We start from the raw sequence: 24,152 nt of genomic DNA on the forward strand, positions 1-24,152 counted from the left end.
TATTTCAAAAAGAAGAAAAGTTTGTCTGTAGTAGGGGGAGTTTTATGGGACAAAAAAGAACTCATTGATAAAGGGGATGGTGGTGTTTTTTAAGAAATAGCTAGTGCCAAAAGAGCGGTTTTACTTGATCCACACTAAAATGACAGAGTTCTTTTACGTCCCGCATATCGGGAAAAAAAGAACAGGGTGTCTTTTGAACACCCTGTATGGTGAAGAGGAGTTTGTTGCTTTTTCAAAAACCTTTTACTTGTCTTTCACAGACACCCCATTTTCTAATGGATTGGTCTTTAAATCAGAATATGCCGATCGTAGACACCCCATTTTTAGAAAATTGGTTAGGTTTTACTTCTTTAAGCAACGTCTAGAGCAGCTAGGTTATCTTTCACAGACACCCCATTTCGGATTAGAATGACGCTTCTTCATCACCACTTACGTAGTTCAACGTCATCATCTCCCTTACTGGTTGACTGCCTTCTTGATCTCCTCTTCGGTTATTAGATTGTCCACTAATGTTTTTTATATACACATTTAAAAAAATTTGTTCCCCATTTCCGTAGTTGGATGGATCGTGCTTTAATAAACTTGTCGATGCCAATCGGTGTTTTGTACATGAAAAATTTGTTAAAATGTAAGTAATTCAAGAGCTAGAAAGGAAAGAAGAAATGGCAAAACTACTCGAAATTCATCATTTAACTGGGGGCTATACAAAAAATCCGGTCATTGATGACGTTACTTTTCATGTAAAATCTGGTGAAATCGTAGCGTTGATCGGGTTAAATGGGGCCGGGAAAAGTACGACGATAAAGCATATTATCGGCTTAATGGAGCCAAAAAAAGGAACCATCCTTATAAACGGAAAAACATTAGCTGAAGACCGGGATGCATACAGGAAGCAATTTACATATATTCCGGAAACACCAATTTTATATGATGAATTAACTTTATATGAGCATTTGCAATTGAGTGCGATGGCTTACGGCCTTGATCAAAAACTGTTTGAAGAAAGGCTTGAACCATTATTAAAAGAATTCCGGATGGAAAAGCGTTTAAAATGGTATCCCGTTCATTTTTCAAAAGGGATGCGGCAAAAAGTTATGATTATGTGCGCATTTCTTGTGCAGCCGTCTCTTTATATTGTTGATGAACCATTTGTCGGTTTGGACCCAGTTGGCATTCAATCTTTTCTTGATATGATGGATAAGTCGAGAAAAAATGGTGCAGGCATTTTAATGTCAACTCACATCTTAACAACAGCTGAAAAATATTGTGACCGTTTTGTCATCCTTCATCAAGGGAAAGTAAAAGCGCAAGGGACATTGGAAGAATTACGCGAACAATTTCAACTGAAAGATGCTTCATTAGATGATCTTTATTTACAATTAACGAGGGATGTTCATGATTGATGCGAACAAATTATGGAAAGAGCGGTTTCAATATTATTTGAAGGATACAAGGCGGTATTTACGGCTTATTTTCAATGATCATTTAAAATTTGTATTGCTTTTTGCGGTTGGAGGAGGCGCTTATTATTACCAAAATTGGCTAAAAACGCTTCCTGAAGATTTTCCAGCTGCCTTCATCATTGCTTTCATCATAGCGATTTTTCTTACGAAAAGCCCGATTCGCACATTTTTGAAAGAAGCGGATTTAGTGTTTTTGTTGCCGGTGGAAACAAAATTAAAACCATATTTTATTAAATCAATTATTTATTCATATATGCTTCAATTTTACATACTTCTTGTTATTTTAGCAGTGTTGGGTCCATTATATTTGTCCCAGCAGGATGCTAGCATAAATCACTTTATCTTTATTGCTATTTTAGTGTTTGTCATAAAAGCTGTAAATTTAATTGCAAGATGGTTTGTACAAATTTCAGCTGATGAGCGCCTCTTGAAATTTGACCAAGCAGCAAGGTTCATAATAAACTTTGCGTTTGTTTATGTTGCCCTTATAGGGGATTCTTTCCTTATTACAGCGGGGTGTGTATTGCTTTTTATCATGTATGTTTTTTATGCTTACTCAATGAAAAAAGGAAAAGGGGTCAAATGGGAACTTTTAGTTGAGCTTGAAGCGAAGCGGATGATGACTTTTTATCGAATTGCCAATATGTTTACAGATGTGCCAAAATTAAAAGAACAAGTAAAACCAAGAAATTGGTTAAATTGGATGGCAAATAGACTTCCTTTTTCACAGAGTTCAGCCTTTTCACTCCTTTATTTACGAACCTTTCAACGTTCAAGCGATTATTTAGGTGTTTATGTGAGGCTGATCGTAATCGGCGGGCTTCTATTATATTTCTTGCCAATATCTTTTGGCAAAATGTTCGTTGTGTTGTTCTTTTTGTATTTGTCTGGGTTTCAATTGCTGCCGCTTTATAGGCATCATGCTATGAAGATTTGGATTCATCTTTATCCGATTTCATCCGAACAAAGGCGGGTAAATTTTTTACAACTAATATTTCGATTACAAGTATTTAAAAGTGTCGTTTTAGCACTTGTCGTCCTTATAACAGGAGATTTTTTATTAAGTTGTATTGTACTAGGTGCAGGAATCATTTTTTCTTACCTGTTTACGTTTCGATATGTAAATAAAAAATTAATTAGTCAGGAAGGATCATTTTAAATGGAGCGTTTTTTAGCATTTCCGTTGCAAGATATACCTTTGTTAGTCATTGTGCTTGCCATTGCTTTTTCTGTGCACGAGTTTGCCCATGCCTATGTTGCCTTCCGCTTTGGAGATCCGACTGCGAAAAATCAAGGCAGATTGACTTTATCTCCACTCGCGCATCTTGATATTTTTGGAACGCTTTTAATTTTTATTGCAGGTTTCGGTTGGGCCAAGCCGGTTCCGGTCAATCGCTTTTATTTTAAAAGGCCACGCTTGGCCGGCTTTCTCGTTTCACTTGCCGGACCTCTTAGCAATTTATTACTTGTCTTTATCGGTTTTTTGTTATGGTACGCTTTAGATATAAGCGGTGTTTTAAACTTATTAAATGAAAGTATTGGCCATACGCTTTATCGATTTTTTAATTTGTTTATTTTATTGAACATTGTATTATTTATTTTTAATTTGCTTCCATTTCCGCCGCTAGATGGCTATCGGATCCTTGAGGATTTAGCTTCGCCAAATTTACGCGCGAAGCTAGTCCAATATGAAAATTACGGAATTTTAATTTTTTTAATTTTAGTTATAACTCCATTAGACCAATATACAATCACGCCATTATTTCATAAAGTGATCCCATTTGTATTTACCACGATTGAAAGCATGTTCTTAAAGCTGTATTAAGGATTAAACATAAAATAAGCACTCTTTTCGCACAATGTTGAAAAGAGTGCTTTTTGTTATTTTTCGCATTTGGTTTAAGATGTGGGAAAATAAGGTGTCTTTTTCGGATCTTAAGTCACAAATGTCTAATGAGCAAGCTTTAATGCATAGGGGTTGGTAATACAAGTTTGTTAGGGAACTTTTGTAGACTTTCTTGGGAATCACGCTTTCATTAGGAGAGGAAAGAAAATGTGTCGCTTTTTTGTCAATTAATATTTATTCATTTTCGCTTATAATGGAATTTGATTGGACTTTTTTGACAAGCTTTCATTAAAGTGCTATGTGAGTGAATTTGACATCATTAGGCAAAATTCGTGCCCTCCTAAATAGTGATTATGGTATAATTTTCTGTATTGTGGGTGTTTCTGTTTGAAAAACTATGTATAGGGAATGTGGAAAGTGAGGACTGAGCAATGAGTAATCATCGCAATTTTAATGATACTTTTTTAAAAGCGTCAAGAGGGGAAAAAACCCCATATGTTCCATGTTGGTATATGCGCCAAGCTGGGCGTTCTCAGCCGGAATACCGCGCTTTAAAAGAAAAATATTCTTTATTCGAAATTACCCATCAGCCAGAGCTCTGTGCTTATGTGACGAGATTACCGGTCGAGCAATATCAAGTTGATGCTGCCATCCTATATAAAGATATAATGACTCCGCTTCCAGCGATTGGAGTAAATGTAGAAATTAAAGGTGGGATTGGTCCGGTTATCGATAATCCAGTTCGTACGATGGAAGATGTTGAAAGACTTGGTGAAATTAATCCTGCTGAGGATATTCCATATGTATTAGATACGATTAAACTTCTTGTGAATGAGCAATTGAATGTGCCTCTTATCGGATTTGCCGGAGCGCCTTTTACACTGGCAAGTTATATGATTGAGGGCGGTCCATCGAAAAATTATAATAAAACGAAAGCGTTAATGCACGGAAATCCTGAAGTTTGGTTCAAATTGATGGACAAACTTGGTACGATGACGATTACATATGTGAAAGCACAAATTGATGCTGGTGCGAAAGCGATTCAAATTTTTGATTCATGGGTAGGGGCACTTAATGCTCATGATTACCGACGCTTTATTAAACCAGTGATGACTCGGATTTTTTCAGAATTACGCGAGAAAAATGTTCCTCTCATTATGTTTGGTGTTGGTGCCAGCCATCTTATCCATGAGTGGAATGATCTTGATCTTGATGTCATTGGCCTTGATTGGCGCCTTTCAATTGCAGAAGCAAGAAACATGGGCATTACAAAAACACTTCAAGGCAATCTCGACCCAGCTATTCTTCTTGCGCCATGGCCGGTTATTGAAGAAAGAGTGAAAGAAATTTTGGATCAAGGAATGGCTCAGCCAGGTTATATTTTCAATCTTGGCCACGGTGTATTCCCGGATATTCAAGTTGATACTTTAAAGAAATTGACTGCATTTATTCATGAATATTCAAGTGAAAAACTAGGACAATAAATAAACGTCATTTTATGATGCGGCGGGCTTACGGAAAAGAGGAAATACCCTACAATGTAACGTTAGTGCATTGGAAAGGGCATGCGACTTTCTGAAGCCCTGCTTAATATTTGTTTGAGGTGAGGCAATGACGAAAAAGAAAATGGGGTTACTTGTGATGGCTTATGGAACCCCTTATAAAGAAGAAGACATCGAGCGCTATTATACACATATCCGCCGAGGCCGGAAACCGACAGAGGAAATGTTGGAAGATTTGCGGGAACGGTATCAGGCGATTGGTGGAATTTCTCCGCTTGCTAAAATTACTCAAAAGCAAGCACAATTATTGGAAGCAAAACTAAATGAAATGAGCGAACAATTTGAATTTCAAATGTACTTAGGGTTAAAGCATATTGAACCATTTATTGAAGATGCGGTTCAACAAATGAATGCCGATGGAATCGAAGAAGCGATCGGCATCGTACTTGCCCCGCATTATTCTACATTTAGCGTAAAATCTTACAATGGTCGTGCCAAAGAGGAAGCAGAAAAGCTAGGCGGACCTACGATTCATTTTATCAATTCATGGTATAAAGAGCCGTTGTTTTTAAAGTTTTGGGCAGATCAAGTGAAAGAAGTTTTTAGCAAAATGACGGAAGAGGAAAGAGAAAAAGCGGTTTTAATCGTTTCGGCTCATAGCCTTCCTGAAAAAATCTTACAAACGGGTGATCCTTATCCTGACGAGTTGCAGGAAACAGCGCAAGCGATTGCTGAATTAGCAGGTGTACAAAATTATGAAATCGGTTGGCAAAGTGCAGGGAATACCCCAGAGCCTTGGCTTGGACCTGATGTTCAAGATTTAACGAAAGATCTTTTTGTACAAAAAGGATATCGATCATTTGTTTTCGCACCTGTCGGCTTTGTCGCTGACCATTTGGAAGTATTGTACGATAATGATATTGAGTGCAAACGAGTGACAGACCAATTAGGAGCCAATTATTATCGTCTCGAGATGCCAAATACAAATCCGCTGTTTATAGAAGCTTTATGTAATGTTGTTACGAAAAAATTAAAAGAAGTGGGCGAGACAATGTGAGTGAACATTTGAAAAAAGTTGCTATTATCGGCGGCGGGATTGCAGGTATTACAGCTGCTTATTATTTGCAAAAAGAAGCAAAGGAGAAAGGCTTGCCTATTGAGTCGGTATTGATTGAAGCCTCTCCCCGTTTGGGAGGGAAAATTCAAACTTACACAGAAAATGGTTATGTCATTGAAAAAGGGCCTGATTCGTTTTTAGCAAGAAAATTGAGTGCATCAAGGCTTGCGGAGGAAGCGGGGTTAAAAGATCAATTGGTCCATAATGGAGCAGGAAAGTCTTATATTCTTGTGAAAGATCAATTGCATTCCATGCCTGGCGGCGCAATTATGGGAATCCCGACGAAAATTACTCCATTTATAACTTCTGGCTTATTTAGTCCATTAGGAAAGCTACGGGCTGGAGGAGATTTTATTCTTCCGCGTTCAAAAGTGGCTGGAGACCAATCATTGGGCCAATTTTTTCGAAGAAGATTTGGAAATGAAGTTGTCGACCATTTAATAGAACCGCTTCTTTCTGGTATTTATGCTGGCGATATTGACCAAATGAGCTTGCTTGCAACTTTTCCACAATTTTATGAAGTGGAACAAAAATACCGCAGCCTCATTTTAGGGATGAAAAAAGCAACGCCAAAGCGCAAGCCTCAAGAAAAAGGTCAACCTGCCAAAAAGAGTCCTGGCATGTTTTTATCTTTAAAAGGCGGTTTGGAGTCTCTTGTGCGTGCAATTGAAGCAAAACTTGCGCCAGGAACAGTTATCAAAGGGGTTGCAGTTGAGAACGTAAAACGCGTGGATGGCCATTACGTAGTGCAATTATCATCAGGAGAAGAACGGACTTTTGATAGCATCATTGTAAGTGTTCCGCATAAGCAAACAGCTAAAATTTTTTCGGACTATTCGTTTTTTGAACCATTTAAAGAGATACCATCAACATCTGTTGCTAATGTTGCTATGGCTTTTCCTGCATCAGCTGTTAAGCGTGATATTGACGGCACAGGTTTTATTATTTCTCGCGATAGCGGTTATTCCATGACGGCTGTTACATGGACTCATAAAAAATGGCCACATTCAGCCCCGAGCGGCAAAGCGTTATTAAGATGTTATGTTGGGCGACCAGGAGACGAAGAAATTGTCAGCCGCTCCGATGAGGAAATTGTTCAAACAGTCCTCCATGAATTAAATAAAACGATGAATATTGATGCAGAACCGGAACTAACTGTCATTACTAGGTGGCATGATGCCATGCCGCAATATACGGTTGGGCATAAAGATCGAATGAAAACAATCACTACAAAAATGGCTTCTGAATTGCCTGGAGTGTTTTTAGCAGGAGCTTCTTATGAAGGCTTAGGAGTACCGGATTGTATTGATCAAGGGGAAAAAGCGGTCAAAAAAGTTTTGGAGTATTTATCCGAACGATAAGCGGTATCGGCCATTTTTCATTACTGCAAGTTTGTTAAAAGTATAGAGGTTGGGATAACTTTCTTAGAAATGAAAAAGGAGAATTTGAGTTTGCTCGAATTCTCTTTTTGTTTATTAACAAGTTTTGCATAGTTTTTTTACAAAAGACTCTGTTTAAGGCAAATGTTGATATCGATGCCTTTCCAAAATCTTGTTTTTAGACAATATGTTAAAACATTTAGAGACATGTTAATGGAAATCGCCAAATTCCCACATACAAAAATAAGTTTATCAATGGGTGAAACGCTATATTTGAATCATTCCTACTCAGTTAGTGGTGTTTTGCAACTTTCCACATACGTTCAATATGTAGTCCTAGCTGTTTTCAACCTTCCAACAATAATATTGAATAGATATGATTAGCATAAAGGAAAAGAGGGGTTTATACATGGAGACGGAAGAAATCCGAGAATTGTCCATTAAATCATTAGAGTCAACTTTAAATAAATTTTCAAATGCTTTTAAAAGTATGACAGAAAAAGGTTCAAACACAACCCTTGTGAAAAAAAGATTAACCGCTGTAAAAATTGGTTTAGAAAGCTTAAAAGGTACTTGGTTCGGGGAAGATTTTTGCTATAACGAAGATATCATATTGACTTCTAAAAATGTTCTACAAAGTATGATCCCGTCAATTGAAAAACAAATAGCTAAGGCAAAAGAAGGAAGTTCTCAAAAGACATTAAATGAGCGTCGTTTAATTGCCATAAAACTGGCAATCGAATCTTTGGAGAACCGTCTTATAAAAGATGGTGGTTCTTAAATTTTTTTTGTTCCAGAGTTGAGGTGTTACATAAAAAAGTTTTGAAAGAAACACGAATGATTATGGCTTCTATTTATTTTCTTAAGTTCTATACCGCTTTGCAAAAAAAAAAAACAGCTTATTTCAAGCTGTAAAAAATGGGGTAGAAGTGTTTGACATGAAGGCAATTACCTTATTAAAACAAGAAATTATTATTCCTCTGCTTTACTAAGGCAATGATCGCATTGATTTAAATAAGATTCTGCTTGTTCATCAATAATGTCACCGCAATCAACACATTGTTTAGGCGGTAAGGTTTTGAAAAATTCTGTTGGGCTCTGTACCATTGCTATCCCTCCGATATGTGACGTTAATGTAATTGTATTATAACAGAGATTATTCGTCAATAACTGTTTTAATACAATTTTTGTCCGTTTTGTGAAAAAAATTCCAATTTGATAAAATTGGATTGAATCGGTGCTTTAAAAGGAGTTGAAATGCATGAAATTAACGGTTGTTGGATTTTGGGGAGGTTTTCCACAAGCAAATGGAGCATCTTCTGGCTACCTTTTGCAAGACAATGGGTTTTCATTATTAATTGATTGTGGCAGTGCAGTGTTGTCAAAAGTGCAGCAGTATGTACATGTAATGGATCTTGATGCAGTTATTCTTTCACATTATCACCATGACCATATAGCCGATATCGGACCGCTGCAATATGCAAGAATGATTCATACAATGCTAGGAAAAAAACAAAAGGAACTTCCAATTTATGGGCATATGGCAGATCAAGAAAATTTTGAACGGCTGACGCGCTTGCCTTATACAAAAGGTTACGCATATAATCCTGAGGAATCTCTAAAACTAGGTCCTTTTACCATTTCGTTTTTAAAAACTAAGCATCCCGTCGTTTGTTACGCAATGCGAATAACAAACGGTGAAAAAACAATTTGTTATACGGCAGATTCAAGTTTTTTGCCGGAATTTATTGATTTTGCCAAAGATAGTGACCTTTTAATTTGCGAGTGTAATTTATACAGTGGGCAAAATGGAGAAAATGCAGGCCATATGACATGCGATGAAGCAGGATTTATTGCAAAGGAAGCTCGTGTAAAAAAGCTGTTATTAACACATCTACCACATTTTGGAGAGCATCAAGAATTAGTGGAAAAAGCGCAAGCTATCTACGATGGACCGGTTGAGTTGGCAAAAGAAGGCTGGACTTTTTAATTAAATATTTTTTGCATATTCCACAAACTGATTGAATATTCTAAAAATAATCAGATTTGTGGAATTTTTATGGAAAATAATATTTTAAAATATTAAAAAACTCAAAATTTGCGTAAAGTAAGGATTGAAGTTTTCAAATATTTCTGTATAATTTATTACATAAAAGAATAAAAGTATTGAAGGATAAAAAGAAATGAGGGGGATATTTTTTATGAATTGGAAAAAGGCAGTTGGGAGTTCGCTGCTTAGCTTGATGCTGCTCGCAGGTTGCGGCGGTGGAGGCAATTCAACTGGAAATGGAAATGATCAAGCTAGCGAACCTCAAGGAGAAGAGCAAAAAACTTTTAAAGTAGGTATTACTCAAATTGTAGAACATCCATCTCTAGATGCAGCTACAAATGGCTTTAAAAAAGCGTTGGAAGATGCAGGTTTAACAGTTGAGTATGATGTGCAAATTGCTCAAGGGGATCAAAGCAATAACCAAACGATTGCAAATAATTTCGTTGGTGAACAAGTTGATTTAATCTTTGCAAACTCAACACCAAGTGCTCAAGCTGTTTTAAATGCTACAAAAGATATTCCGATTGTATTTACATCTGTTACAGACCCTGTAGGTGCTGAACTTGTTGAAGCGATGGACAAGCCAGGTCCGAACATTACAGGTACAACTGATACACATCCAGATGCAATTCCGAATACAGTAAAATTTATTGATCAATATTTCGATGGCAAAAAAGTCGGCATGATTTACAATGCAGGGGAACAAAACTCAGTTGCACAGGTGGAACTTGTGAAAAAAGCGATGGAAGGCACTGACCTTCAAGTGATTGAAGTTCCTGTAGCAACATCTGCTGAAGTAAAACAAGCTGCTGAATCTCTTGTTGGTGCTGCTGATTATATTTACATAATCACAGACAATACTGTTGTTTCCGCGTTAGAAAGTGTCGTTTCTGTTGCTAACGAAAATGATATTCCATTATTCGTTGGGGAATTGGATTCTGTAGCTCGTGGCGGGTTTGCAGCTTATGGATTTGATTATTATGACATTGGTTATGAAGCTGGACAAATGGCTGCTCAAATTTTAAAAGGAGAAAAAACAGCAGCTGACTTGCCTGTTCAATATCCTCAAAATTTAAAGCTAGTTATTAATAAGACTGCAGCTAAAGAAATGGGGATTGAACTCAATCCTGAATGGGATGGAATAGCTGAATATATCGAATAATTTTTCAGCGTCGAAATTTTTAAAAGATTTAGTCAGAGAGGATGAACGTTTATGTTCATAGCGATATTTGGCTCCATAGAATCAGGGATAATATATGCAATAATGGCTCTCGGTGTTTACCTCTCTTTCCGGATTTTAGATTTTCCAGATTTAACGGTTGATGGCAGCTTTGTAACAGGGGCGGCAGTTACTGCCGTCCTTATTGTTAACGGAGCAAATCCGTTTATGGCAACAATGGTTGCTTTGTTAGCTGGTTTCTTAGCTGGATGTATCACCGGTTTATTGCATACGAAGGGAAAAATTAATGCGCTGTTGTCGGGTATTTTAATGATGATTGCTTTGTATTCGATTAACTTGCGGATCATGGGCAAATCAAATGTTCCATTATTAAACCAAGAAACAGCTTTAACGAAGTTGACAAATTTTTGGAAGTCATTAGGTATTGATGATGCCATAAATCAGTTTATGACAAGTATTGGCTTAAGCAGTATGGTGCCTAAAACATGGTCAGTTTTATTTTTTATGGCGCTTGTTACCCTCATCATAAAGTTCCTTACTGATTGGTTCTTGAAAACGGAAATTGGCTTAGCTCTCCGTGCTGTTGGTGACAATAAAAAAATGATTTCCAGCTTTTCCGCAAATACTGATACGTTAACGATCGTAGGACTTGGTATTTCCAATGCATTTGTTGCTTTTTCCGGAGCTTTGATTGCACAATACAACTCTTTCAGTGACGTAGGTATGGGTATCGGTATGATTGTAATCGGGCTTGCCTCTGTCATTATCGGTGAAGCTTTATTTGGAACAAAAACAATTGCCCGAACAACGTTAGCAGTGATCGGCGGAGCAATCATTTACAGAATTGTTTTGGCTCTTGCTTTGAAAGTGAAGTTTTTGGAAACAGGTGACATGAAGTTAATTACAGCTACAATTGTTGTCCTTGCCCTCACAATTCCAAAAATCATTGATGTTCAAAAAGAAAAGATGAGGAAACAAAAACGAAAGCAAGAGCAACTTCGTATGACAACCGAGGGGGGCGAACATCATGTTGCATCTAAAGCAGATTTTTAAAGTATTTAATGAAGGTACATTAGATGAAAAAATCGCTCTCAACAATATTAATTTATCTCTAGCTCCTGGCGATTTTGTCACAGTGATTGGCAGTAATGGCGCTGGGAAGTCGACATTAATGAATATGATCTCAGGGGCATTAACACCAGATGTCGGATCCGTCATCATTGATGGCAATGATGTGACAAATTTGCCTGAATATAAGAGGGCGAAATACATTGGTCGCGTTTTCCAAGATCCGATGGCTGGTACGGCACCAACGATGACGATTGAAGAAAACTTAGCGATGGCTTATTCTCGGGCAACACGCCGGACTTTACGCAAAGGTGTTACGAAAAAACGCCGTGAATTATTCAAAGAACAATTGGCGACTTTGCATATGGGACTAGAAAACCGCCTAAATGCGAAAGTAGGCCTTTTATCTGGCGGTGAGCGGCAAGCATTGTCGTTACTTATGGCAACGTTCACCGAACCGAAAATTTTATTATTGGATGAACATACCGCTGCTCTTGACCCATCTCGAGCTGAGCTCATTACAAATATTACGAAAGAAATTGTTGAAAGATTACATCTGACAACATTAATGGTCACTCATAATATGCAGCAAGCCATTGATTTGGGGAATCGTTTAATTATGATGGATAAAGGGCAGATCATTTTCCAAGCCGATGGGGAAGAAAAACAAAAATTAACGATTGAAGATTTACTCAACGAGTTTAGACGAATTCGAGGAACTGGCATGGCAAGTGACCGTGCATTGCTAGGATGATAGAAAGATTGTTAGGATTGAATGTTTAATTCTTTCTTATTAAATTAATAGTTGATACTTATATTGTTTTCAATCCTTTCTTACCAGTAACAGCAAATAGGAAATTGGATTGATGCAACTTCCGAATTTCCATCTTTTATGTAGACCAGTAAACATAGATTCAGAAGATTATTGAAAGGAAAACTAGCATTTCTACATGTTGTAGAGATGCTTTTTTTTCTTATTTGGAGGATAAAAAAATTACATCGCTAGCAGCAATTGAAGGGGACTTTTATCCTTCAATTACGATAAAACGAATCGAGAATTGGCAAGTTTTTGGTTTGAGGATAATTGGGGAATACAGAGATTTTGAATGAATGGAATTCATGGGATTTTGTCGATTGGAAGTGAAAAGTTTTTTAGGCAAAAAGACTCCCGCCCCGATGATTGAAAATAGCAGGTCCTATTGTTTAAGCGGGAGATGAATCGCCTTTGGACAAAATATTTTTGCTATTTTATTGACTAACATCAAAATGTTCGTTCCCGAATCCTAGTATTGGCCATTAGATTCGGAGGAGGTGAAAGTTAGGGTAGACCATTAACTTTGAAGAAATGTAATAAAATAGGAAAGCTGTTAGAACATATGTGGATATAGTTTTATCATAGCATCGGAAATTGTATCTGCCATTTCCCGAGCTTGCTTTTCTATTGCATCATATACTTCAATATCCTTCTGGTAATCCATATTCATCATAAAGACAGCTTCTTGTTTTGTTAATTCCAAGTGGAGGTAAAACATTTCCTTTACAACGTTTTCAGGCAAAAATGGGTTGACGCTGCTTAAAAACTTTGCAATCTGATCAGCATTCATATACCACTTATTTTCTGCATTCTTTGCAGCTTCCATATCACCAGCTAAAACAGATTTTACTAAATCAGCAGCAAACAAAAGATGTTCCTTAATTAAATTGGAATAGGTCGTAGCAGCAAGGTCCCCGTACAGTTTGCGAACCATATTTCCCATATCTGTTGCGTTTTGTAGAAGCCGTATAATAACAAAGTCAACATCCGGTAATTTAAAGATTAGGCTGATGATGGCCATTCTTGTCCAAGCTACGTGCTCTTCCCAAAGGCTGCGCATATCATTTCTATAATAGACTTCTGCCTGACTAATACAATGATTCATTTGCCTAGAATGGTAAAAAGTACTTGAAACTGGTATTGGGGTGGGCTGCCACCGATGCAAATAATACGGATTTGCGTCGAGGTTTGCAGCGAAAAAATCTCCGCTCGTTTTATGATACTTCTGTGCTATCCTCCAGGAATGATCTCCCAATTGTAATGAATAGGTGTACATTAATTTTTGACACTCCTCTTAAATGTTAGTGTAGTCTGTTTCTATTGTATTCACATCTGTTTTATTGGGTGAGTTTTAGAAGTTAATTCATAGAGATACCTCGAAATTAATATTCTCTGTTTATCTCAAGGGAGCTTATTTTTGGAGCCTTTTCTTTACATTTTTGTCATAAATAATCTTTGAATAATATGTTTCTATCGTTTATTGTTATAGATAGGGAAAATAATAGAGTAATAGGAAGAAGAAAGGACAGGAAAATGAAAAAATTTACAATCTTTTTATCTGTCATAGTACTATTTGCGTTATTACCTCTAACGTCGGGTGCTACGCCAAGTAAAAAATTTAATATGACCTATTTATTTATGAGCAGTGCCACAGATCCGATTAAACATGTAGATATGACAAATGGAGCGCTCGATCAAGTTTCTCCTAAATATTTTCAAGTGTTAGATGATGGGCAGCTAAAAGTAGACGTTCCGTCCAATGCAAAAACTGTTATTGCAGAATTGCACAAACGCGGGATTAAGGTTGTTCCATTCTTGGCAAACAATTGGGCTAAAGGTGAAAAAGTGTTTGCGGATAGCGAACAAATTGCTTCTCAAATCGTAAAGACAATGAATGAATTAAATGTAGATGGAATCAATATTGATATTGAAGGGTTAGGACCTAGTCATAGAGATAGCTTTACTAATTTTATAAAAACATTGGATAGTAAATTACCAGCAGGCAAGACGCTTTCCATTGCGGTTGCTCCAAACCCATGGGGAACAGACAAAGGCTGGCAAGGATTTTATGATTATAAAGCTTTAGCTCAATATGCAGATTATCTATTTGTGATGACGTATGATGAGCGTGGAGGCGGTTCTAAAAACCACGGACCAGTGGCAAGTCTTTCGTTCATCGAGAAATCTATTAATTATGCGCTAAAAAATGTAGCTCCTGAAAAAATAGTTTTAGGGATTCCGTTTTATGGCCGTGTTTGGAATATGGAAGATGTAAATGATACGCTTAATCAAAATGCTAACCCAGTTTTAGGTGAATCAATTTCATTAAACAAGATTCCTAGTTTATTAAACACATATGATGTTACAGTTGTTTATGACAAGAGTACTGAAAGTGTGAAAGGTACATTTACGATTAAACAAGGTGATCCTCAATTTCAATTGAAATCTTGGCAACCGCCATTAAAGCCGGGAACATATGAAGTTTGGTTTGAAAATGAAACATCTTTGAAAGCCAAGCTTGATTTAGTGCGGAAATACAATTTGAAAGGTGTCGGTAGTTGGAGTTTAGGTCAAGAGGATCCAGCAATTTGGAAAGAGTTTCGTTTATGGCTTGACGGGCTTGATTTTGTTGATGTAGGGGCCACTCACTGGGCTATGGAATCGATTGCGTTTGTAAAAGAGAAGGGCTGGATGCTTGGGAAAGGTTCGCTCAAAACTTTTAAACCTAACGATTCATTGACTCGTGCGGAAACAGCGGCGATTTTAACACGTGTGTTGAACATCCAGTTGAAAGAAGAAACAGCTTCTCCATTTACAGATATTGGTCGAACCTATCAATGGGCTAGTACAAATATTGAAATCGTCAGACAACATGGGGTTATGAATGGATTAAGTGCAACGACTTTTGGTCCTGGAAAAGCTTTATCAAGAGAGGAAATGGCAGCGATCCTTGACCGTATCATTGGAGGCCAATTATCCGATGACGTAGAGGAACCTGCCCCTGTTTCCTTTAAGGATCAAAATACAATTGCAAGCTGGGCTTATCCAGCTGTAGTTCGCATGAGCAGCTATAAAGTCTTTTCAGGATATGAAGATGGCACATTTAAACCGAAAAAAGAAATTAGCCGTGCCGAAATGGCAGCATTGTTATCAAGAATAGCAAACTATTTTCAAAAATAAGAAGTAATATTTTTAAGAGAATCAGTTGAATTAAAAGGACCACACATTTTACATAAGTCTATTAAGTGTGGTCCTTTTTTTCTTTTTATTTGTTTATGAATACGGGATTGTCCCAAAATCTTATTTTGGGGGAAAATGTGACGTTCTCATAATTTTAACTACACTATTTTGGCATTGTATTTTAACGTTTTTACTCTTCGGACAATCCCATAATATCTTTTTATTTTTTTATTTTTTTATGTGCAAAAACTTTTCGTTGAGGAAGAGCAATTGCTTTTTTTGAGAGGATGAAATCTTAGAAAAGTTACATGAAAGAAACAATTAGAAAGTCCCGAGTACAAGTACATATCGGTGAACTTAAAGCAATAGAAATAGTAATCGATGAATTCACCCACTTATTTGAACTCTATGAAATTTAGGAAGAGAACAAAAAATATAAAAAATGTAGAAGTAGATTGTTTGATGGAATCCTAAATCGGTGATGGGCTCACAGTTTCTAAAGTTGCAGCACCATCTGCGGTGTGGTGCCAGACCCTTCTGATGTACCGTCTCCTGTACCGTCTCCTGTACCGTCTCCGGCACCGTGCCAGACCCCTCTACAGACCCCTCTGCGGTACCTTCTGCCGCAGCCGAAATAAAAAGATTGAAAAAAATTCAGTTTTCTAAGAAAATAATGAAAAAGAGAGGGGGAGAAAGTTGCGGGCAGTAACTGTTATATCGGAAAAAAATCATTTGAATTTTAAGGCCGGCTTACAAGATGGTATTACGATTGGGATTGGCTATTTGCCGGTTGCGTTAACATTTGGTTTGTTGGCGAAGTCGACTGGTTTAAGTCTTGGTGAAACCATTTTAATGAGTATGATCGTTTATGCGGGTGCTGCTCAATATATTTCATTGAATTTAATTGCTTTAGGTACGGGGCCAATTGCAATTATTATCACAACTTTTATAGTAAATATCAGACATTTTTTAATGACAGCTTCATTGAATGAAAAAGTTGAAAAAGATCATCCTTTTATAAAAGCTATATATGCTTTTGGAATAACTGATGAGACGTTCTCTCTTGCGGCTACAAAAGAGGGAAGAGTGTCGACGTCTTATATGTTTGGTTTGACCATTGTTGCTTATGGAAGTTGGGTCATTAATTCAGGGATTGGACATTTTGTCGGTGCCAGTTTACCAGAAGTTTTACAAGAAAGCATGGCGATCGCTCTTTATGCGATGTTTATCGGTTTATTAGTACCTCCATTAAAAAAAGAGAGGAAAATCGTTTATTTAGCCGTCTTTGCAGCGCTTTTAAACTGTATTTTTACATATATTTTTCCACCTGACTGGTCAGGCTGGGCCATTGTTATTTCAACTTTATTATCTGCAGTAGGTGTGGAAATGTTGGCAAAAGCGTCAAAGGGTGTGAATCAAAATGGATAAGACGGTAGTTCTAATGATCATTGGGATGGGAATTGTAACTTACCTTCCGCGGATGCTTCCGCTTGTAGTATTAAACGGGAAAAAGATGCCTCCGTTTTTGCAAGAAGTATTAAGAAATGTACCTTTTGCTGCCCTTGGCGCATTAATTATCCCGGGTATCTTTTTTATAAATGAAAATATTTGGTTTGGAGTCATCGGAGCAATTGCTGCATTTCTTGTCGCTTTTATGGGTGCCAGTGTCATCGTTGTTGTCATGAGCTCTATTGCAGTACTGACTGTTTTTTCATTATTTTTATAAAAAAAGAAAGGGTGCCTCCCATAAAAACACAATTTTGTTTGTGTTAGAGGCAACCCTTGTCAAACTATTGTAAAATTGTATTACAACATTACGATTATTGCGTTACAGTGAATTCATATTTTTCCATTAAGTGCATGTCCATTGCATCTGCATGGTAGTACACATAATAAGTTCCTGGTTCAGAAATTGTAGTTTCCGCAGAATAAACTCCGCCGCTTTGTGATGTCGCTTCTATTGTTGTATGCTCTTCATCAGCTTTTTCATTCATCCAATATTCAAAGCTTACTTTAGCATCATCTACTTCCTTTTCACCAGCAGTAATTTTTACTTCAAAAGTAATTGGCTCATTCACTTTTACGACTTCAGAAGACATTGAAAAAGTTGCTTCAGGAAAAACAAATTCTTCTTCCTCTGCTGATTGGCAGCCAATTAGAAAAAAAGGAAGCAAGATCAGAGCAAATAATTTTTTTATCATGTACTTTCCTTCTTTCTATATATTTTACTTTCCATTCAGTTTATTTCATTTTTTATTCGCTTATAAACTCTATCCGTATCAAAACCTTCTCCCATTGGGAATGACTCGATTAATTTGTTGTTCTCATTAAGCATATACGTGAAAGTTGTATGGACAAAATTGCCTGTACCAGGATCGCGGTACATAAATTGGAATGTATCTGCTAGTTTTTTAGTGTCTTCCTCTGTACCCCTTAAGAAATACCAACCTGACTTGTCATCAGTTATGTTAAACCGCTCTGCATAATATCTTAATTTCTCAGCAGTATCTCTTCTAGGATCAATCGTAACTGTAACAAATTCCACTTTATCTCCAAAAATTCCATCTTCTTCAAGTTTTTTGCGCAATAAATTCATTCGTAAAGAAGTGGTTGGGCATACATCTGGGCAATTGACATACATAAATTCAATTAAACGAATTTTTGGAGGCAAATCAGCAAAACTATATTCTCCACCAAAGGCTGTTTCCATCACGACATCTTCTGGTAGTTCCATACTGCCAGGTCTGACGACAGTTAAATATAAAATTCCAGCAGAAATTCCTAGTACAGCTAAAGTAATAAATGTTATATATATTTTTTTCATTTTTTTACACCTCAACTATTTAATCATTCATAAACCATAATACTATAAGAGAGTAAAACAATACAGGACGTGGTATCAGAAAATCGGTAAAATTATTTGAACATTTAACTATTAAAATATTTCAATCCCATTAAAAATCAGTTCTAAATTCACATTTTATTACTAAAATAATGATATAATTGGACAAATTAAAAAAAGAAAGGAGAGGGGTTTTGTTGAACAAGTTCGCCAAATGGCTTTTATTTGGCTACTTCATTTATGCCGCCCTTGTTGTTTTTTATTTTCTTGCCATAAACGATTCTTCAAATTTGCCGGAAATTTATCGAGGGTCCGCTGCAGATCCACATACATTTATGAATGACCGGCAACTTGAATTGACATACGAATACTCTAAAATCAGGCATATTATTTTCTTTTTATTAACGCCATTTGATTGGATTCTTTATTTAACCATTTTATCAATTGGCCTTTCTGCAAAATTTCGTCAATGGGCTGAGTCGTCTAGTAAATATTCGTTTTTTCAAAAGGCCATTTATGTGTTTTGGCTGTCCTTCGTAAGTTTTATTATTCTCTTGCCGATAGACTTTTTTACATACCAGCTTTCAAAGTCATATGGGATTTCAACTTCTACATTTGCCATTTGGATGAAGGATCAGCTTATTGACTTTTGGCTCGATTATATATTCTTACTGCTTCTTGCCATAGTTGTTTTTCAGTTAATACGCAAAAACGAAAAGCGTTGGTGGTTCTATGCATGGATCATTTCCATTCCATTTACAATTTTTTTAATGTTTATTCAGCCTGTTATCATAGATCCTCTCTATAATGATTTTTATCCATTGAAAAATAAAGATCTTGAAGAAAAAATACTGGATTTGGCTAGCCAGGCCAATATACCAGCAGAGCATGTGTATGAAGTAAATATGTCCGAAAAAACAAATGCATTAAATGCCTATGTAACAGGGATTGGCCGAAATTCTAGAATTGTTTTATGGGATACAACATTATCAAAGTTAAGTGATGATGAAGTACTGTTTATCATGGCGCATGAAATTGCCCATTATGTAAAAAAACATATATATGCAGGAATTGCTGCTTATTTAATCATATCGCTCTTTGGATTATATATTGCTTCAAAAATTTACAACTGGTCCATTAAAAAACATTGGCGCACACTTAAAATCAATAGCTTAAATGATATTGCCTCTCTCCCTTTATTGCTTGTGATCATATCATTCCTTACATTTGCATCAAGCCCTTTAAGCAACTCTTTTTCCAGATATTTAGAACATTCTGCTGATGTTTACGCTATTGAAATGACAAAAGACAAAGATGCAGCAATAAGAAGTTTTCAAAAATTGACTATTGCAGGCTTGAGTGAAGTAAATCCACCAGCAATAGTAAAATGGCTCCGGTACACACATCCAACAATGCTTGAAAGGTTAATTTTTATTGAAAATTATGAAGTGGAAAAAGAAAAATAATTAGAAAAAATGCCCCTTTTAAAGAAAAGTAAAAAATTTTCGAAAAAGGGGTTTCTTTTTTGGAATGACTGTTATATAATACAAACAGAAAAACACATCAGTGATATATAACAAAAAAAGAGAGAAAAATATTTTTATAGAAGGGAAGTGGAATTTACCCAAAATATAGAAGCTCAACAGCAACATTGGTGGGTAAAAAGTTTCCAAACCGTGAATGTAAAGAAATTTAGGAGTTTATGGGGACAGTTTGGCGGTTGATATGCTAATTATATGGGGCTTTATTGAACGGTAAACAAAGGGTTTTTAATTAATTTTAATTTTTAAAATAGAATTTATTCAGAGAGGGGAAATTGGGGATGACAAATCAAGAAAGAATTAAACAATTAGAAGAAAGCTGGAAAAACGAAAGCCGTTGGAAAGGAATTACAAGACCTTATTCTGCAGAGGACGTAATCCGTCTCCGCGGTTCCATTGATATAGAGTATACGCTCGCAAAATTAGGGGCTGAGAGATTATGGAAATTATTAAATGAAGAAGATTATATTAATGCTCTTGGTGCATTAACAGGAAACCAAGCTGTACAACAAGTAAAAGCTGGATTAAAAGCTATCTATTTAAGTGGTTGGCAAGTAGCAGCTGACGCAAACTTAGCTGGACAAATGTACCCAGACCAAAGCTTGTATCCTGCAAACTCTGTACCACACGTAGTAAAACGCATCAATCAAGCATTACAACGTGCTGATCAAATCCAATCAACTGAAGGTAAAGGGGACACTTACTGGTTTGCTCCAATTGTTGCCGATGCTGAAGCAGGATTTGGCGGTGCATTAAACGTATTCGAATTAATGAAAGCAATGATTGAAGCAGGTGCAGCTGGTGTTCACTTCGAAGACCAATTGTCTTCTGAGAAAAAATGCGGCCATTTAGGCGGTAAAGTATTGTTGCCTACACAAACAGCTGTAAGAAACTTAATTTCAGCTCGTTTAGCAGCTGACGTAATGGGCGTGCCTACAATTTTAATCGCTCGTACAGATGCTGACGCAGCTGATATGATTACTAGCGATATCGATGACAATGATAAACCATTCTTAACTGGCGAAAGAACACCAGAAGGTTTCTATCGTACAAGAGCTGGACTTGAACAAGCAATTTCTCGTGGTTTAGCATATGCTCCATACGCTGATTTAATTTGGTGCGAAACTTCAACACCAGATCTTGAGCAAGCTCAAAAATTTGCTGATGCTATTCATGCAAAATTCCCAGGCAAAATGCTTGCTTATAACTGCTCACCTTCATTCAACTGGAAAGCGAAGCTTGACGATAAAACAATCGAAAACTTCCAAAAAGAACTTGCAAAAATGGGCTATAAGTTCCAATTCGTTACACTTGCAGGTTTCCATGCACTCAACTACAGCATGTTCCAGTTGGCTAAAGGCTACAAACAACGTGGTATGGCAGCTTATTCTGAACTACAACAAGCTGAATTTGCTGCAGAAGTTGACGGATATACTGCAACGAAACATCAACGCGAAGTTGGTACTGGCTATTTTGATGAAATTTCTCAAATCGTATCAGGTGGTACTTCTTCAACAACAGCGATGAAAGGTTCTACAGAAGAAGCTCAGTTTGTTACAAAGTAATTTTTAAGTTGTCAACTATCATCCTCCTGAACATAGATCATTTGGATGCTGTATCAAAAGTGTGTATACACTATTGATACAGCTTTTTTAATTATGTTTGAGATATAATGAAAGGGACTATTAAGTCCCTTTTATCAAACTTCCATTTTAATCAATTCTTTATATTGTTCTGTTAAATGATAGAATTGATTACGATCCCTTGCATCTAACGCCTCATTAATTTGTTTTTTCAGTAAATTTTTTTTGTAGTTATAAAGAGCCTCATCAATAATCATTTGAATGTACACGTCAAGAACAAAGTTTTTCTCATCAGTTCTACTTACCTCTAAAGCGTTATGATCCCTCTGACTGGCGAATGACTTCTTATTATTCATAACATCATCACCCCTGACGCTCTTTTTATTATTATATGAGGGTAGGGCTGAATTTTCAACTAATTTTAACTATTCAGAAAATATTTTTTTAAATTGTGGCGAAAAAGTAATTTTCAACTTTTAAAGGGCTTTCATAGACAACAGAAATATTTTGATTCAAAAGTTTTTAGCAATATATAACAACCATTCTTTTAATTTTATAATAGGTGAAGTGAAGAAAATAAACATATTAAACTCGAAAGAATGGACTTGTATAAAATGGATCAAAAAACAGGGAATAGAAATAAACGTTAAGATCTTTAATTCACTTTTTCTTTTTTTGAAATTAATAAGCAAATGTGCGATCTTTTCAAAAGATTGAGCGATCGTTGCTAATTTAATAGGTAATTGCCTCTATGTAGGATGATAATTTTTATATTAATATAATAATAAAATTAAAAAATATTATTTTGGAAAATAGATAAAGTTGTTTAATGATAAAAAATATAGTTAAACCTTTATTCTTTAAGTGGTATATACGCTAAATTTGATTTAAATAAACATATTTATCTAGAAAATTTATTAATGAACACAAAAATTAAAAACTAAGATAAGTAAATGAAGAAAATTTTCTAAAAATTTTAGAATATTATATAAAAATTTTAATTTTTGTGTTAATATAATATCGTGCTGGTCAATTATTTAGAACAAAATTAAAAAGATATGAGGTGAATTTATGAAACGAAACAGAGAAACAATGGATTTTATTGTGGATTTTGAGGTAAATCCTTACACGATGGCGATCATCGGTGAAAAAATGGATAATGACCAGATTGTTTATTCTCGAATTTTAGAAGTTGAAAGAGAATTTTTTGTAAAAATGAAACCTAGTATGGTTATGGATAAGAGTTGTAAATACTTTGGAAGCAGTTTGCGTGGCAGGCAAGAAGGAACAAAACAACTTATTGGCAGTACGTATAAAGCTCCTATAGCAGTAGATCCGTCAAGCGACATTTATATGTTTCCTACTGTATCTCCATATAAAGACAATTGCGCATGGCTTTCCCATTCCTACATATTAAATTTTCAATCAGCTGGTCCGGATAAAACGCTTGTTACTTTTACTAATCACAAAACAATTATTTTAGATGTTTCAAAAGGTTCTTTTGAAAATCAACTTAACAGAACAGCCCAATACAGATTCCTCTTATCAAAAAGAATTTCAATGACAAAATCAAATAAAAAACAAACGAGAGATCATTTTTACGACGATTAATAATTGGTATACATATCATATTCCTCGCAAATCGTTATGGGAATTTTAAATTTGGTGTAGTAAACTTTTGTAGGGGAAAAGTAAAATATATAAAAATCTAAACAAATACGCGAGGGATATCCGTAGATGTATTTTGAAACATTAAAAGGTTTATTCACACTAGAAAACATTTTAAAAGTTCTTGAAGAGTATGCAGCATTAGGCCCATTGCCGGGAATCTTGCTTCCAATGATTGAAGCAATTTTACCTGTATTTCCATTGATATTATTCGTAATGGCTAATGCTGCAGCTTTTGGATTATGGAAAGGGTTTATTATTTCATGGATAGGTGCAACATTAGGTGCATTTATAGTGTTTTTCACTGTCCGAAAATTAGGACGCCAAAGATTTTTTAATTTTTTAACGAAACACCAAAAAGTGAAAAAGCTAATGAATTGGATTGAACGCCACGGTTTTGGGTTCATATTTATTTTGCTTTGTTTTCCATTTTCTCCTTCATCATTAATTAACCTCGTGGCTGGATTATCAAGAGTAAGCACTCAGCAGTTTGTTTTAGCCGTCATCTTTGGAAAGTTAGTCATGATTTTTACAATTTCTTTTATAGGTTATGATTTAAAATCTCTCGTACAGCAACCTAATAAAACAATTTTTGTTTTAATACTAATGTTCTTACTTTGGTATATTGGTAAAAAAATTGAAAGGAGAATACATACAGAAAAAATTGATTAAACGAAAAAGTATTGACGAAAGGAGGGGAACCTGATATATTTATTTTTGCTGTCAGTTATTGTAGAAAAATAACTAAAAATCGCAAATAAAAATTTAAAAAAGTTATTGACTTCTACGAAAACTGATGATATTATAATATTCGTCGCTGTTGAGAAAATAAACAGCATGATCTTTGAAAACTAAACAAAATGTCAAGCGTGCGGTTGAATGTTTTATTCAACGGCCAAGTCAATTTTGAGTAAGGATT

At 35.8% G+C, this 24,152-nt stretch carries 23 protein-coding genes; 18 read left to right on the top strand and 5 right to left on the bottom strand.

Annotation, left to right across the window (positions count from 1 at the left end; translation table 11 throughout):
• Positions 1-662: 662 nt before the first annotated feature.
• The 7 genes from HR057_RS09590 (at position 663) to HR057_RS09620 (ending at position 8,088) form a co-directional block, all read left to right on the top strand.
• Positions 663-1,403, top strand: a complete 741-nt coding sequence (locus HR057_RS09590; protein ID WP_173731208.1) for an ABC transporter ATP-binding protein — start codon at positions 663-665, stop codon at positions 1,401-1,403.
• On the top strand, positions 1,396-2,622 hold the full coding sequence (locus HR057_RS09595; protein WP_173731209.1) for an ABC transporter permease: 1,227 nt from the start codon (positions 1,396-1,398) through the stop codon (positions 2,620-2,622). Before HR057_RS09590 ends, HR057_RS09595 begins: the two co-directional genes overlap by 8 nt.
• Positions 2,623-3,288: a site-2 protease family protein gene (locus HR057_RS09600; RefSeq protein ID WP_173731210.1), complete on the top strand. Its 666-nt coding sequence runs from the start codon at positions 2,623-2,625 to the stop codon at positions 3,286-3,288. It begins immediately after the preceding gene.
• 452 nt (positions 3,289-3,740) lie between these two features.
• Entirely contained in the window at positions 3,741-4,793 is a 1,053-nt protein-coding gene (gene hemE, locus HR057_RS09605; protein WP_173731211.1) for a uroporphyrinogen decarboxylase, read from the top strand.
• Between the two features lie 127 nt (positions 4,794-4,920).
• Positions 4,921-5,868 carry a ferrochelatase gene (gene hemH / locus HR057_RS09610; RefSeq protein WP_173731212.1) on the top strand — a complete coding sequence of 316 codons (948 nt, stop codon included), beginning with the start codon at positions 4,921-4,923 and terminating at the stop codon, positions 5,866-5,868.
• Positions 5,865-7,289, top strand: a complete 1,425-nt coding sequence (hemY, locus tag HR057_RS09615; RefSeq protein ID WP_173731213.1) for a protoporphyrinogen oxidase — start codon at positions 5,865-5,867, stop codon at positions 7,287-7,289. Before hemH ends, hemY begins: the two co-directional genes overlap by 4 nt.
• A 427-nt stretch (positions 7,290-7,716) precedes the next feature.
• Positions 7,717-8,088 (top strand): hypothetical protein, encoded by a 372-nt coding sequence (locus HR057_RS09620; RefSeq protein WP_173731214.1) that lies wholly within the window; start codon positions 7,717-7,719, stop codon positions 8,086-8,088.
• 191 nt (positions 8,089-8,279) lie between these two features.
• On the opposite strand, the gene yhfH is transcribed toward HR057_RS09620, so the two are convergent.
• Entirely contained in the window at positions 8,280-8,414 is a 135-nt protein-coding gene (gene yhfH / locus HR057_RS09625; RefSeq protein WP_173731215.1) for a protein YhfH, read from the bottom strand.
• Between the two features lie 154 nt (positions 8,415-8,568).
• Between yhfH and HR057_RS09630 the strand changes: the two genes are divergently transcribed.
• From HR057_RS09630 to HR057_RS09645, 4 genes are all read left to right on the top strand, one after another.
• On the top strand, positions 8,569-9,297 hold the full coding sequence (locus tag HR057_RS09630; RefSeq protein WP_173731216.1) for an MBL fold metallo-hydrolase: 729 nt from the start codon (positions 8,569-8,571) through the stop codon (positions 9,295-9,297).
• Between the two features lie 211 nt (positions 9,298-9,508).
• Positions 9,509-10,519 carry an ABC transporter substrate-binding protein gene (locus HR057_RS09635; protein WP_173731217.1) on the top strand — a complete coding sequence of 337 codons (1,011 nt, stop codon included), beginning with the start codon at positions 9,509-9,511 and terminating at the stop codon, positions 10,517-10,519.
• 51 nt (positions 10,520-10,570) lie between these two features.
• Positions 10,571-11,590 (top strand): ABC transporter permease, encoded by a 1,020-nt coding sequence (locus HR057_RS09640; RefSeq protein ID WP_173731218.1) that lies wholly within the window; start codon positions 10,571-10,573, stop codon positions 11,588-11,590.
• Positions 11,565-12,359 (top strand): ABC transporter ATP-binding protein, encoded by a 795-nt coding sequence (locus HR057_RS09645; RefSeq protein ID WP_173731219.1) that lies wholly within the window; start codon positions 11,565-11,567, stop codon positions 12,357-12,359. The genes HR057_RS09640 and HR057_RS09645 overlap by 26 nt, the downstream gene beginning before the upstream one ends.
• A gap of 613 nt (positions 12,360-12,972) precedes the next feature.
• On the opposite strand, the gene HR057_RS09650 is transcribed toward HR057_RS09645, so the two are convergent.
• Positions 12,973-13,695, bottom strand: coding sequence for a hypothetical protein (locus HR057_RS09650; RefSeq protein ID WP_230474414.1), 723 nt, complete (start codon positions 13,693-13,695; stop codon positions 12,973-12,975).
• A 257-nt stretch (positions 13,696-13,952) separates the two neighbouring features.
• Here HR057_RS09650 and HR057_RS09655 point away from each other — a divergent pair, with 257 nt between their 5' ends.
• From HR057_RS09655 to HR057_RS09665, 3 genes are all read left to right on the top strand, one after another.
• The gene (locus tag HR057_RS09655) at positions 13,953-15,599 is read left to right on the top strand and encodes a glycosyl hydrolase family 18 protein (RefSeq protein ID WP_173731220.1); all 1,647 of its coding nucleotides are present in this window, start codon (positions 13,953-13,955) and stop codon (positions 15,597-15,599) included.
• Between the two features lie 696 nt (positions 15,600-16,295).
• A complete protein-coding gene (locus HR057_RS09660; protein WP_196237908.1) occupies positions 16,296-17,027 on the top strand; it encodes an AzlC family ABC transporter permease in 732 nt (243 codons plus the stop codon).
• Positions 17,020-17,325, top strand: a complete 306-nt coding sequence (locus tag HR057_RS09665; protein ID WP_173731221.1) for an AzlD domain-containing protein — start codon at positions 17,020-17,022, stop codon at positions 17,323-17,325. The genes HR057_RS09660 and HR057_RS09665 overlap by 8 nt, the downstream gene beginning before the upstream one ends.
• Before the next feature lie 94 nt (positions 17,326-17,419).
• Here HR057_RS09665 and HR057_RS09670 read toward each other — a convergent pair whose 3' ends face one another.
• Positions 17,420-17,800, bottom strand: coding sequence for a FixH family protein (locus HR057_RS09670; protein ID WP_173731222.1), 381 nt, complete (start codon positions 17,798-17,800; stop codon positions 17,420-17,422).
• 35 nt (positions 17,801-17,835) lie between these two features.
• Positions 17,836-18,423 carry an SCO family protein gene (locus HR057_RS09675; RefSeq protein ID WP_173731223.1) on the bottom strand — a complete coding sequence of 196 codons (588 nt, stop codon included), beginning with the start codon at positions 18,421-18,423 and terminating at the stop codon, positions 17,836-17,838.
• A 212-nt stretch (positions 18,424-18,635) separates the two neighbouring features.
• On the opposite strand from HR057_RS09675, the gene HR057_RS09680 reads away from it, so the two are divergent.
• Positions 18,636-19,907, top strand: coding sequence for a M48 family metallopeptidase (locus HR057_RS09680; protein WP_374723538.1), 1,272 nt, complete (start codon positions 18,636-18,638; stop codon positions 19,905-19,907).
• Positions 19,908-20,263: 356 nt separating this feature from the next.
• The gene (gene aceA / locus HR057_RS09685; RefSeq protein ID WP_173731225.1) at positions 20,264-21,547 is read left to right on the top strand and encodes an isocitrate lyase; all 1,284 of its coding nucleotides are present in this window, start codon (positions 20,264-20,266) and stop codon (positions 21,545-21,547) included.
• Positions 21,548-21,681: 134 nt separating this feature from the next.
• Here aceA and HR057_RS09690 read toward each other — a convergent pair whose 3' ends face one another.
• Entirely contained in the window at positions 21,682-21,921 is a 240-nt protein-coding gene (locus HR057_RS09690) for an IDEAL domain-containing protein (RefSeq protein WP_173731226.1), read from the bottom strand.
• Between the two features lie 715 nt (positions 21,922-22,636).
• Between HR057_RS09690 and HR057_RS09695 the strand changes: the two genes are divergently transcribed.
• Both HR057_RS09695 and HR057_RS09700 read left to right on the top strand, forming a co-directional pair.
• Positions 22,637-23,176: a competence protein ComK gene (locus HR057_RS09695; protein WP_173731227.1), complete on the top strand. Its 540-nt coding sequence runs from the start codon at positions 22,637-22,639 to the stop codon at positions 23,174-23,176.
• A 126-nt stretch (positions 23,177-23,302) separates the two neighbouring features.
• Positions 23,303-23,905 carry a TVP38/TMEM64 family protein gene (locus tag HR057_RS09700; RefSeq protein WP_173731228.1) on the top strand — a complete coding sequence of 201 codons (603 nt, stop codon included), beginning with the start codon at positions 23,303-23,305 and terminating at the stop codon, positions 23,903-23,905.
• The last annotated feature ends 247 nt before the right edge of the window (positions 23,906-24,152 follow it).

The organism is Calidifontibacillus erzurumensis (genome assembly GCF_013303125.1).
Lineage (GTDB): Bacteria > Bacillota > Bacilli > Bacillales > Bacillaceae_J > Calidifontibacillus > Calidifontibacillus erzurumensis.